Annotated in this window: 11 protein-coding genes; 5 read left to right on the top strand and 6 right to left on the bottom strand. The window is 56.3% G+C overall.

Annotated elements, in window-relative coordinates; translation table 11 throughout:
• Positions 1 to 143: 143 nt before the first annotated feature.
• Together C457_RS14575 and C457_RS14570 are read left to right on the top strand one after the other, a co-directional pair.
• Positions 144 to 557: a hypothetical protein gene (locus tag C457_RS14575; protein WP_008095794.1), complete on the top strand. Its 414-nt coding sequence runs from the start codon at positions 144 to 146 to the stop codon at positions 555 to 557.
• Positions 554 to 1,483, top strand: a complete 930-nt coding sequence (locus C457_RS14570) for a tyrosine-type recombinase/integrase (protein ID WP_008095793.1) — start codon at positions 554 to 556, stop codon at positions 1,481 to 1,483. The genes C457_RS14575 and C457_RS14570 overlap by 4 nt, the downstream gene beginning before the upstream one ends.
• 9 nt (positions 1,484 to 1,492) lie before the next feature.
• Here the strand turns inward: C457_RS14570 and C457_RS20180 are convergent, their stop codons facing one another.
• Positions 1,493 to 2,020 (bottom strand): hypothetical protein, encoded by a 528-nt coding sequence (locus C457_RS20180; protein ID WP_008095792.1) that lies wholly within the window; start codon positions 2,018 to 2,020, stop codon positions 1,493 to 1,495.
• Positions 2,021 to 2,169: 149 nt separating this feature from the next.
• Here C457_RS20180 and C457_RS19765 point away from each other — a divergent pair, with 149 nt between their 5' ends.
• The 3 genes from C457_RS19765 to C457_RS20175 all read left to right on the top strand — a co-directional run bounded on the left by C457_RS19765 (position 2,170) and on the right by C457_RS20175 (position 6,715).
• On the top strand, positions 2,170 to 2,415 hold the full coding sequence (locus C457_RS19765; protein WP_008095791.1) for a MarR family transcriptional regulator: 246 nt from the start codon (positions 2,170 to 2,172) through the stop codon (positions 2,413 to 2,415).
• Between the two features lie 622 nt (positions 2,416 to 3,037).
• On the top strand, positions 3,038 to 4,285 hold the full coding sequence (locus C457_RS19760) for a bifunctional DNA primase/polymerase (protein ID WP_083864301.1): 1,248 nt from the start codon (positions 3,038 to 3,040) through the stop codon (positions 4,283 to 4,285).
• Between the two features lie 933 nt (positions 4,286 to 5,218).
• Positions 5,219 to 6,715: a hypothetical protein gene (locus C457_RS20175; protein ID WP_152420026.1), complete on the top strand. Its 1,497-nt coding sequence runs from the start codon at positions 5,219 to 5,221 to the stop codon at positions 6,713 to 6,715.
• A 492-nt stretch (positions 6,716 to 7,207) separates the two neighbouring features.
• Here C457_RS20175 and C457_RS14560 read toward each other — a convergent pair whose 3' ends face one another.
• The 5 genes from C457_RS14560 to C457_RS14540 form a co-directional block, all read right to left on the bottom strand.
• Positions 7,208 to 8,308 (bottom strand): hypothetical protein, encoded by a 1,101-nt coding sequence (locus tag C457_RS14560; RefSeq protein WP_008095789.1) that lies wholly within the window; start codon positions 8,306 to 8,308, stop codon positions 7,208 to 7,210.
• 93 nt (positions 8,309 to 8,401) lie between these two features.
• Positions 8,402 to 9,655, bottom strand: coding sequence for a M20 family metallopeptidase (locus C457_RS14555; RefSeq protein WP_008095788.1), 1,254 nt, complete (start codon positions 9,653 to 9,655; stop codon positions 8,402 to 8,404).
• Positions 9,648 to 11,048 (bottom strand): APC family permease, encoded by a 1,401-nt coding sequence (locus C457_RS14550; RefSeq protein WP_008095785.1) that lies wholly within the window; start codon positions 11,046 to 11,048, stop codon positions 9,648 to 9,650. Before C457_RS14550 ends, C457_RS14555 begins: the two co-directional genes overlap by 8 nt.
• Positions 11,049 to 11,150: 102 nt before the next feature.
• Positions 11,151 to 11,840 carry a helix-turn-helix domain-containing protein gene (locus C457_RS14545; RefSeq protein ID WP_008095784.1) on the bottom strand — a complete coding sequence of 230 codons (690 nt, stop codon included), beginning with the start codon at positions 11,838 to 11,840 and terminating at the stop codon, positions 11,151 to 11,153.
• A gap of 109 nt (positions 11,841 to 11,949) precedes the next feature.
• Positions 11,950 to 12,813, bottom strand: an 864-nt coding sequence (locus tag C457_RS14540) for a deoxyhypusine synthase (RefSeq protein ID WP_049913614.1), incomplete at its 5' end; no start/stop codon positions are given.

The raw sequence follows: 12,813 nt of genomic DNA, 5'->3' as shown, positions 1-12,813 counted from the left end.
ATCCATACGCCTAGGACGTTCCATGCATTATGTCTGGTATGGGACAAAAACCAGACCAAGGCACTTGGGAACGTGAAGTCGGTCTAAAAGAAGAGACAACTTACGTCGCAATCTACCCCTCGCGAACACGCGCGGAGACGTGGATGGACGAAGCAGACGAGAAGGGCTACCGAAGCCGAAGTCGCTACCTCATCGAACTAATTCAAGAAGCACGTGCAAAACGCGAGGGCCTTCTCTCTGCGTCAGAGCCGCAAGACAAGCGCATCGAAGAGTTATCCAATGAGATTGAGGAGCTGGAAACGAAACTCAAAGCAGCGCGTAAGTCTCCGACATCTGAGGTTGATGTTGTTGATAGAGTAGACGTCGGACAGCATCTCACGGACAGATTCCAACCACTCGATTCGATTATCGATGAGGCACTGAACTCTGACGCTATTCGAGACAGAGTCCAACAGATAGTTGAAGACGAGTTGTTCGACCTTGCATCAAATAACGAGTCTGAATACAAGAGCGGTCACGGTTGGCGTCTTGTTTCTGATGTGGAGGGCGAACAATGACTGGCGAGTCTCGTGAGATAATCTACGAGAACAAGCACGAGTCGGTCAACTACTTCATCAAACGAAAGCGGACTATGGGGCGCAGTCCTCGTACGCTAAATGAGTACAGTAGGACTCTGAAAAACTTCTTCCATAATACATTCCCTGAGAAGGAGCCCTCAGAGATCACAGTCCACGACATTGAGGAATATCTGTTCCAGTTAGACCAACGTGAGCTATCGCAGAACACCAAACGTCGTTACTTGGAATCGCTGAGTTCGTTCTACAGCTATACGATGAAGCGTCCTCGTTTTGAGGACGTAACTGGTAATCCTGCGGCTGTCGTGCTCGAAGAAATCCCACAGCTGTACAGAGACCGGCCAGACTGCGCGACTTGGTCAAACGGATGTCGTATCATTCACGAGATCACAGACCCCAGAGACAAGGCGATTGCGACGATTCTATTGAAGACTGGATGTCGAATACGCGAAGCACTGGAAATCAAGCGAGACGACTTAATGCTTGAAGACGGCTTCATTCGACTCCAAGAGCGCAAAGGTGGCAAGCAGACTGTTGTCCCGATTGATGACGAGGTGACGAAGGCGATTCGACGTTACGAAATCGTCCGTCCACCTGTTGACGAGGATTATCTGTTTCTGAGCGTTCGTCACAACCGCGTTGGACCAACTCGAATACAGGAGTCGATTAAGAAGGCCGCTGTCGCCGTAGACATCATGGACGAAGGAGAGACGCGATTCCATAAGAAGTTCACACCACACACCTACCGGACAGTCTTCACGACTCTAATGCGCAATGAGGGAATGAAGCCACACATTCTGAAATACATCCGTGGAGACTCGAAGCAAGAGACGATGGATATCTACACAAGAGTTGACCGCGACGAAGCGCGGAGAGAGTATCTCCATTGCATTAAGCCGACGATCTAGTGCGAGAGTTCAATCGCTACTGGACACGACCATCGCTCTATCGAGAGTTCGTAAACTCACATTGTTTTGACTCGCAATAGAACGGCACTCATCCAGATATTGCGCGTACTCGTCAGCTGAAGGGTTATCAGAAGGTGCTGGAACAGAGTAGCCGTTATCTCGAAGCCCGATCAGAGATGGATTCGTCATGACGGAGAAATCGTCTGGATCCATGTACATCAGAATTGCCGAGGCAACCTTCGTTCTGACACCGTAGATCTCGTTGAGTGCCTCAATTTTGTCTGAGACATCCGTTGCCTTCGTCGCACGACGAACAGCGTTCTGGACATCAGAGTGGCTATTCTGACTGAAATGATTCTTCAAAGCTGGCCGCATCCAAGACATAATGTCCATCATGTCGTTCATTCCCCAACTGCTGTTCTCGAATTTCGATGGCAGAGAGCTGAGTAACCTGTTTTCGAGTTTGTAATTGTGCTCTCCCTCAACCTTGTGGTACTCCCTTGCTAGCTTCTCGATTTCTTTCTTGTTCAGAGTCATTTCTGTGCTGTACGACGACTCGACACAGACTAACCACAAAATATTGTGGTTTCAGTCACTATAGTCACGGTCCACAACCACGCATTCGCCACTTCATAAACGGCAATCACACGACTTGTCGGGCGTTGATGCGACCCCGAGTCGAATGGATGACACAGGCAGACGAGAGAATCTTGGAGTTCCTACACGAGAAAGACATAATCTCGTCTGCGTCGGTGATTGCAGCCAACATCGACTATACCTCTGAATATATTTCTCGACGGTGTCGAAAGCTCATGGATGCTGGCCTTCTCCAGCGAGTAGACCCCACGAACTATCGGATCACACAACTTGGTGAACGATATCTTACTGGTGAGGTTGAAGACGACGAAATACAATTGGATTCAGAGGAGTAGATGACTGATTCTCGGCCCATCACTCATTCTGTATGGGGGCAAATTCCATTCAAACGTAGACTCTTACAGGCAGCAAATCGAAGTCACAACACAAATTTCGGGTGCTTTCAGGATATCCCGCATAGGACAACGATTCCGATTGATGACCTTGTATTCGTTATCTCCACTCACGATCTCAGTTCAAAAGAAGAAGCTACGGTACTTGTCGGTGAACTTCTTAACTTCCGTATTCTTGCATCTCAAATTGACAATATCATCATGGGTGACGAACTCATAGTCGTTGTATAAGCCCCTGAGGCGTCACCAAAATACATCAGATATGATTTAAATCATATCGTATAGGTCCGTTCATGATGTGCATTCGTAACATATTGGAGTATATTACACACAATTTGGGGAGAATTTAACACTCTCTGGACCATATGTGATTTGAATTCAGAGAGAACCATCGGAAGAACGTGATTGGACGATGATGAATGTGTAAAACGAGACTCGTAGATCTCGTCACCGCATTCATCACATCGAGAAGCTCACTGGTTGAGGATGAGCGTGTGAAAACACGATATCCAGAGGCCTAGGGTTTTCGCCAGTCACGCAATGAATTCTGAATTCGTGACTGAAAATGAAGTTCAAGCAAGACCAAGAACGTGAAAACCTGATAGGCAAACTTACTCGTGCAGGACTTACGACTAACCGGTCGTTCCCACTGAATGGACAAAAAGAGCCCAAAGATGACCATGACTGGCTCCCAATCGAAGAAGTTGAAAATCAGTACGCAGTTCGAGGTGGAAAGGGGCTCCTGGTAATCGACGTAGATACCTACAATAACGCGGACAACGCCACCCCTGATTATGTTAAAGAATTACCTAGAACACTGACTGTCTCCACCCCTCATGGTGGTTTACATCTGTATTATCTTGTAGATGAGTCAACTCCGGATTATCTAAAACAAGAAATTGGAAGACGGAACCCAGCTCCAGATATCATCGAGATCCGAGCCCACAACCAGTATGTTGTTGGTCCGGGTTCAGTTCTAAACTCATGCGACAAATCAGAACACGATTGTTCTGAAGTCGGTGAAGGCAGGTATAAAATTTCGAGCAATGTCCCGATAGCTGAACTAGATTCGGACATACTGGTGAATCTCGTAGAGGGTTTTGACAATTACTCGTCCCGGAAAAATACCACGTACAATGGTAGGATAAGTAGCTCCAAAATAACTGGGGAGCAGCGGAGACTCCTTGCATGGGCACGTAGCGTTAACGCAAAGATGGATGGATTTACCGCTTGGGCCCAGTCTGGACAGTTAGACCCGAGACCATTCCTTCGGGAGGCAGGAGTTGCTGAAAGAGAATGCAGGCGTTTCGATAACCGCTCTCAGGCAGAGGCTTCGATGATATACATTCTCTATTGGGTATTTGGGGACAAACAGGATGTAGTAGATGTGATGGATTATCTAAGCCCACCAAAGTGGGCAAGTAGACCGGACTACAGACAACTAACCATTGAAAAAGTGCTTGGAAAAGTAGAGCAAGACATAACACCATTTGAACCGAACACGTCCGACCGGCGAGGTGTGTCACGAGAGACTATGTTCTCAATTGTTCGGTCAATTGTGTTTGAACATGACGGCAAAACCCGAAGAAAAGACGTTACCAACTCGAGTCACGTTCAGGTCGGAGCTTCACAGGTCTATAACAGCCTCAAGACTCTTGAGAAGATGGGTTATGTCTCTCAGAAACGAGAAGGACATAATTACTACTGGATATATGAACATGATGAGCATTTAATTGATGACGACGAGTTTTTGTCTAAATTTCGAAACCACGATGAGATCCGTAAGCAGAGAAAAGAGTTCTTGAGTCACTGAAACAGTCTGAGGCGAAGTCAGACCCTTCAGACCACTTCATCCATATATAATATAATAATGTGAATACTGTGTACAAGGCAAACTCCTGACGATAAATACAGATTTTGTTGAATCAGCGTTTGGATCAGCGTATTCACTCTAAGCTGTAGAATTGGGAATACTTGATAGAACATGATAGAGACTCGTTCTCTCGTTCTCTCGCAAATAAATCTGTAAACGATGTGCTCTCCAAAGGCCTCTGAACAGCGTATATAGGATTTGATCGAGTCGTTATAGACTAACGATGATTGGTGAAGCGCGAGCACTAAACGGGGTAGATAATATTGAAAGCTACTCGGTTTCAGACGTGCTGTAGCATACACCTGCCAACTGCATCTATATTTTGAGTGGCCAGAACAAGAGAGAATAGCGTCTAAGCAGGTTGATTCTGTGTTCGACATATTCCCCAATTAGCACCCTCGAACACACATCTCGACGGAATCTCTGGGTGTGACCTATATGAAACGATAGAGGACAATTTTCCGTCGGGGAGGGGCTGGTGGATGCAACTGATGATTAGACAACCTTCAAGATCGAGAGTATCAATCACGAGCGGGGCGAGGTTGTCGGAACAGTAGATACGAACGGGAATCTCCATACGGAGAGCGAGGCACTCAGAAACGTCTCGCAGGAGTTTCTTGAGGAGGCCGTACTCATGCTACGACCTACGAGAACGAGGACGGCGAGACGGTTCACGCCAACGCCGAAGTGATGGTCGAACCGGGAACTAGAGGATTCGTTCGGGCTTTCGTTGACGACTTCCGAGCCCGTTTGATTGTAGTAGGAGCGAACTGGACCAACTACTAATCTATGACTTGTAATCAACTCATTAGAAAATAGTAACATAGTCCAGACATCTTATGAGAGATGGATGAATAGAACTTGGTAGAACAAATGAACTTAGAGGGTCTAGAAGGATTGGGGGTCGATTTTGTTGAGAGAGCGGATTATCAAGAACTCTCTGAGTTTCTGCTGGAACGAACCAATGCTACTCACGAACCTGGTTGGGGGCTAATGAGCTCGATGGGTACGGGTTCCCTCAGGTTTCAGGACTGGGGTGCTATTTCCGATTCTAACGTCAGTGACTCCCAGGTTTTTGTGCTAGAATTCCCCGAAAAGGCTCCTGAAATGCGTATACTTCTGGTGAAAATACCAGAGACATCTTGGGATGATTTACTACCGGATGAGGATTCTGATACGCTAATAAATTTGAGCGAGGCACACAACAAAGTGTCTGAAATTTGGGAGTCAGCATTTTCGACGGATTATCCTGGAATCCTTGCAGAGTATGGTAGAAACAATAGAGGTGTTCTCTCAGTGGATTCACCCCTTACATTCACCTCTACACAGATTCTCTGTGAGAATCTCCAATCGGCCTTTCCAATTCCCGAGGGGAACCTTTCGAAAGAAGACTTGAGTGATCTCACAAATACATTTCGGGACGAAGACTTCTGTTCTCGTTTCCGGATTTCACCAAACGGTCTCATGTCTCTCGACTATATCACTGAGTCGTCTGCCTTGCTAAATGCAGAATCGAAAACTAGCGGGATGGGAAACTGGATTGGTTACTCTGGTTTATCAATCGTTGAGTTCCATGACGAGGATAAGTCCGCTCCGTTTCGTTTCCCCGAAACTGAACAATTCGAAGACCCTTTTCCCTCTCTTCTGAATTACTCCTCAACGGAAAAAATTATACAACTGTTACCCTATCTGTACTACCTATATTGGTTCAGGGTACAACCTGATGAGATACATGGATATAGTCAAAGGCTTAGGAAAATGCCGAGAAGCGTGGATGAAGATCACTTAGAGGACTATATCGAGATTTTACAAGAGGCGCAGGCTGGGTTCTATGATGAGTATATCGATATTCTAGATAGAACAGATGCTACTGAATCTCTCCTAATGGGACAAAAAGAAGCACAAATGGCATATGCAGGAACAGGTGGCGGAACCATCCAATTTACTGGAAGTTCACAGGAACTCCCCATCCCTCTCAAGCAGAACCAGAGTCTCCCAAATCCAGGATACAATCCTGAGGTAATGGGTGTCCTCCCAAACATAAAGAAAGACACTGCCGAAATGAATGAAGCAGTAATTAAACAGTATGGACAGTTCGAGGACCGATATAGTATTGCTATTGATTTGTTAAATCAACAACTAGACCTTCAAATATCCGAGATGAACTATGAGCTTGCGGAAACCAGCGTCGAACTTCAGGAGGAAATGAAGACTCTCACCCAGTCAAGCCTTGACCTTCAGAACGGAGTGTACTGGCTCACAATTGTAGTAACAGTTCTAACTGCAGTTCTCGTGTTGGAGGCATTCGGACTATTCACCGTGATTGCGGACTTCGTTATTCGGTTGATTCCCTGGATGCCGGTTTTTTGACTTAGTCATCTTCGAGGTATGTCCGGCCTTATTCCATGTTCACCTGTCCGGAACGCTTGTCGTAGTGTTTGTCCAGCACGTCCATCCGGGACTCACGACCTTCTTGGACAAGGTGGGTAAATAAACCTCTACTCCGGCGATTCAAGAACGAGGAAATGGAAGTCACCGATTCTCGCTGTATAACCTGCATTTCGACTAATAGAGTCGGTACCTCGCGAGAAGTAACGGGGCATATGTGGCTCCTCAAAGCGCACTCTATTCGCCTTTTGAATACGACCCTCCTCTCTCAGAGAGTAGCAGACGTGATTCTCTGACGTTCGTTTACTTCTCTTCCAAAGTCTATGGATAGAAAGCTGGCCTCGGCACTCATAGGGCTCCGCATCACCGAGTGCCTAGTTCGGTTCGGAACGGTGCCGTCGTCATCGGCCACCTCGCTCTCGCCTCGCGACCGAGTAATCACCATCGGTCTCGCTCGCCCCGCAACCGACTCGCTCACGACTTCTCCAACACGGACACGTCGATGCGGGGGTACTGCACGCCGCCCGAAATCGAGCCCTCGCCGGCGACGACGCCCCAGAGTCGGACGCGCTCGTCGGCGAGCAGTCGAAAGCCGATATCGTCGCCGAAAAAGCGCCCGGTCGGCCATCGGGCGACCACATCGCCGCTCAGTCGCCCCCGGTCGTCCTCGACGGCGACGAGCGCCAGTCGGACCTCGTCGCGTTCCATCGTCTCCTCGACGCGACCGGTGTACGTGACGGTCGTTCCCGCGTACGACTCGGGATTCGTCCGGAGGTCGCCGTATGGAATCGTCGTCGCGTTCGTCGGCGTCGCCACCGCAGTCGTTCGATTCGGGAGCGTCGATTCCTCGGAGAGTGGTTGCGGCGTCGGGAGTGACCACTCGACGGTCGGGAGCGCTACGTCGGGGAGGCGGTCGTCGACCCACACCGCGTGACGGGCGACCGCGGCGCGGAGTTCCGGCGACTGCTGGACGACATCCGAGACGCGCTCGACGGCGAGATACGTGACGAGGCCGCCGGCGACGTAGGTGCCGGCCTTTTTGAGCGCCTCGCGTCGAGTGAGTCGGTCGGCCTCGTCGCCTTCGGCTTCGTCACGCTCGCCTTCTGTGCCGTCGTCGCCATCGCCTCCGCGGCCTTCGATTCGCTCGCCCAGCCAGTTCGTCGCCGCCGGTTCCTCTCGGGCAGCGAGGTCGCGGACGAACGATTCGACGCCGGTCTCGCGGATTTCGACGGCGAGCGCCGGCGCGTCGAGAACGACGAGGCCGCGGCGGTGGGCGTCGGGGGCGACGCGGCCGCCTCCGACCGCCGCCACGTAGGGTTCGATACCGGCGCGCTCGCACCGTCGGACGAACGCACTCGTCTTGTCCGCGGTGACGGTTCCGGTGGTCGTAATCCAGATTCGGAGTTCGCGCGTCGCGCCCTCGGGCGTCTCCCCGGCGGCTTCGACGTGCACGTCCGGGCCGCGGAACCGGACGCGCGTCTCGTAGCCCCGCGCCTCCCAGACGCGCTCGAAGACGGCGGCGAGCTCGACGTCGGTGCGGTCCGAAACGACCGACGTGAGCGGGGGCGCTGTCATTGCGTCCGAGGTACCGGGCGGGGCTGTTAGGTGTTTACGCCCGATTCTCGGAGCTGAGAACGCGCGGCCTCGGGAACGGGCACGAACGCCGAGTCAGCCGAGGTACCGAACGGCGGCGTCCGCGACGATGTCGGCCACTTGGACCACGTCGTCGGTGAAGACGAACTCACCGGCGGCGTGGATGTTCTCGCCGTCGGGACCGACGATGACCGTCGGGAGGGCGGCGCGGTCGCCGAGGTAGTTGAAGTCGCCGACGCTGGAGAAGTAGCCGTAGGCGGGGTCGGTGTCGGCGACGGCGCGGGTGGAGTTCGCGAGCGCGCCCACGAGCGGGTGGTCCTCGTCAGTCACGTAGGGGCCGTAACGGATGCCTTCGTCGGGGGCTTCGCGGAAGCCGACGTCGACCTCGCTCTCCAACCCGAGTTCCTCGACGGTGCGCTCGGCGTCGGCGCGGGCGTCTTCGAGGGTCTCGCCGACGACGACGTGGCGGTCGACCATGAGGCGAGCGCGCTCGGGGACAGAAAGCGTCTGGTTTCCGCCTTCGATTTTCAGCGGGCAGGTCGACCCCGAGCCGAGTTTCGGGTGGTCGCCCACGTCGAGGTCGTCGAGCGCGGCCGCGAGCCTGCCGGCCTCGACGACCGCGTTGACGCCGGTGTCCGGCTTCGACCCGTGGGCCGCCTCCCCGCGCACTTCGATGTCGTAGAAGTAGCGGCCGCGCGCACCGAGCAGGAGCGCCGGGTTCTCGACGTCCTCCTGCGCGAGAATCGGTCCGGGTTCGGTGACGATTGCGGCGTCGCAGTCGTCGACGACGCCGTCTCGGATGAGCCGGTCGGTGCCGAGTCCGTAGGGCCCCTCCTCGTCCACGACGGCCGTGAGGAGCACGTCGCCGGCGAGGTCGCAGTCCGCGAGGGTGTCGAAGGCGGTCATGACGGCCGCGAGACCGCCTTTCATGTCGCACGCGCCCTGCCCGTACAGTTTGCCGTCCTCGATGCGACCCGAACACGGGTCTTCGTCCCAGTCTTCGACCAGTTTCACGGTGTCCACGTGGGCGTTCAACAGGAGCGTCGGCGCGTCCGGGTCCGGCCCCGCCAGTCGGGCGACGACGTTGTCGCCTTCGTACTCCGTGATGTCCGGTTCGCTCACGTGGTGGTACTCCGGGTCGTGCCCGCGGGCGTCCAACCACCCGTAGACGAACTCGCTTATCTCGGCCTCCTCGAAGTACGGACTCGGAATCCGCACGAGTTCCTGCAAGAGGTCGATGGTCTCGTCGGGGTCGACGCGGAGGGCTGAGTCGAGGCCGAAGTCGGAGTCGTCCGAGCGGTCACCGCGCGGTGTCGCGTCGTCAGTCATCGCTCACTCCGCGAACCGAGGGGTTGTACTCGTCGGAGGGGACGCCGGGGAGCGTCCCGAGGATGGCCTCGACGTCGTGGTCCTTCTGTTGGCCGCGGTACCAGTAGACGCCGAAGACGACGAGGCCGACGGCGACCCACGGGACGTAAATCGACAGCGAACCCTTGTACGCCTCGGTCAGGAGCCCGACCGCGCCGAGCGAGCCGATGAGTCCCGTCACCGTGAGGAGCGACGGGCGGGAAAAGCCCGCCTCCGCGCGGAGATCGGTGCGGCTGTAGAGCACGTACAGCACCGTTATCGACACCGCGGCGTAGGCGATGAGGTAGCTGAACGTCGCGATAGCGATGGCCTGACTGAGGCCGGTGCTCCAGAAGGTGAGCCCGGCGGCGACGACGTAGAGCGTCAACAGCGACCAGTGGGGCGTCCCGAAGCGGTCGGAGACCGCCGAGAACTTCTTGGGGAACACCTCGTCCCACGCCCACGAGTAGGGCATCTTGATGCCCGCGGCCATGACCGCGTGGACCGACGACGCCGTCGCGAGCAGGCCGCCGACGCCGACGATGGCCGTGCCGATGTCGCCGAGGAACACTTCGGCGGCCGTCGACAGCGGACGCGCCGAGTTCGCGAGGACCGTGTAGTCGCCGACGACGCCGTAGATGACGGCGGCGGTCAGCACGTACAGGAAGATGAGGATGGCCGTCCCGCCGGCCATCGCTAACGGGAGGTTCCGCGAGGGGTTCTTCACCTCCGCGCCCATCTGCCCGGCGACGGCGATGCCGATGTAGGCGTAGAACAGCGGGACCGCGGCGGCGACGAAGCCGTCGAAGCCGCCGGTGAAAAACGGCTGGTAGTTCGCGGCGTCGACGTTCAGCAGGCCGGGGCCGACGAGCACGAGTATCGACAGGATGAGGAAGCCGAAGATGGCGTTCTGCGAGACGCTGTAACTCTTTGACCCGACGAGGTTGACCAGAAACAGAGCCGTCAGCAGGCCGAATCCGGCCAGCGTCGGGTCGACCGAGGGATAAAACACCTGTAAGTAGCTCCCGAAGCCGATGGCGAGGACCGCGTCGGCGGCCATGTAGCCGAGCCACTTCGACCACGTCACCACGAACCCGGGGAGACGGCTGTCGAACGTCCGTGAGACGTAGGCGTACGACCCCGCCGCGCCGGGGAAGATGGTCGCCATCCAGCCGTAGTTGAGCGCGATACTCATCGCGAGCAGCCCCGAGAGGACGACGACGAGGATGACGCTCGGCCCCGTCGTCGAACTCGCCGTGCCGAGGGTGACGAACAGCCCCGCGCCGAGAGTGCCTGCCACCACGGTGCTCACCGCGCCGAACAGTCCGATGTCCCGCGAGAGGCTCCGCCCGTCGTTCACGTCTACCGATGACATACTGTCACATGGTTCGAGTATCGGGTAAAGTACCCCTCCCTCTCATGAGTGGGCCGAGCGCCGACCCGCCGGATTTCGACCCCGAGAACCCGAAGAACGGAGTCAGTAGTCGCCGAGCAGTTTCGATTCGGCTTTCCGGAGGTGTTCGAGGAGTGTCGCCTTCGAGATGTCCAATTCGGCCGCCAGCGACGCGGCGCTCACCTCGCGGGGCCACGTGTAGTAGTCGCGGCGGCGGGCCAGTTCGTACACCTCGCGCTGACGCTCGGAGAGCGCGTCGGTCCGGAATATGCCGCCGCCGTCTTCGGGGGCGGTGACGAGTTCCACGTCGATGTCGGCGTTTCGCTCCGCTCGAATCTCCGCTAACCGCTCGTGGACGGTCCGTCGCGTCTCGTGGACGAGCACGGTCCAGCGCTCGCGGCCGCCCTGCATCCGAACCGGCTCGTCGGGGATGAACCCCCGGGAGACGAGGGCGTCGTTGATTGAGTTCTTGAGGTCGTAGCGAACGACGATGCCGCGGGCGGCGCTCCCCGGGACCCCGACGTCGCCGTCGTGCTCGTCGGTCTCCCACACCGACTCGGTCAGCGGGGATGCGCGGATGGCCGCGAGCAGTTCGTCGACCTCCTCGGCCGTGTCGGCGTAGGCGGTGAAACGCCCGTTGGCGAGGCCGTCGATCTCGTGGACGCCGTGGCCGAGCAAGCCGCCGCTCGTCTCCCTCGTCACCTGTAGCGTCCAGCAGTCCGGGTGCCAGATGTCGAGGCAGACGCGAACGCCCTGTGCACCCTCTCGTGCCATTCGTTGGCATGGAAGGGTGCTCGCCGGGCAAAAAGGTATCCCACCTGACGCGGTGTGACGCGACGGCCGGTGGTGCGGACTGCCGCGGCCGTCAGCGGGCCTCGTCGCGTTACTCGATTCGCTCGCGCGCCGCGGCGACGAGCAGCGGGAGCATGATGGTCGCGTCGCCGAGGACCGTCGTGTTGCGGGCGTCCTTCTCCAGTTTGCCCCACGAGCGCGCCTCGTCGAGCGTCGCGCCCGAGAGACCGCCGGTCGCGGACGGGTCCATCGTGATTTGGACGCCGTAGTCGTACGCGCCGGGCGTGACGAGCATCGTCTGGAGCGTGAAGTTCTTCGGGACGCCGCCGCCGACGAGGAGACAGCCGGCCGTGTCGGCGTCGTACGCGAGGTCGGTCAGCGGCGTCATGTCGGCCAGCGCGTCCAGGGAGAACGACGAGGTCTGCGAGTACATCCACGCCTGCAGGCCGAGGACGGAGTCCTGTACCGCGGGGCAGTAGATGGGCACGTCGGCCTCGTAGGCCGCGGCGGCGACGCCGGCGTCCTCGTCGATTCCCTCGCGGTCGTTGACCTCGCTGTTGGCGCGGCCGAGTTCGCGGCAGAGGTCCGCGATGCTGACGGTCCCCTCTTCCTCCAGCGCCGGGAACACCTCGCTTCGGAGGTGCGACTCGAACAGTGCGAAATGTTCCTGCGGGAGGTAGACGTTGTAGATGCGGTCGACCTCCTCGTCGCGGAGCGTCTCGTCGTGCTCGCGTTCGGTCTTCTCGCCGTGGTGCTCAGCACCGTGATGGTGCTTGCCGCCGATGGCCTCGATGGCGTCGTGGGTGAGGTTCGCGCCCGTCGTCACGAGGGCGTCCACGTAACCGTCGCGGATGAGGTCGGAGACGACCTTGCGCATCCCGGTCGGGACCATCGCGCCGGCCAGCGACATGAACACCGTGCAGTCGTCGTCGGCCAGCATCTGTCTCTTATACAC

Origin of the sequence: Haloferax prahovense DSM 18310 (genome assembly GCF_000336815.1) — an archaeon.
Lineage (GTDB): Archaea > Halobacteriota > Halobacteria > Halobacteriales > Haloferacaceae > Haloferax > Haloferax prahovense.
This window is presented reverse-complemented; position numbering and strand designations above follow the sequence as displayed.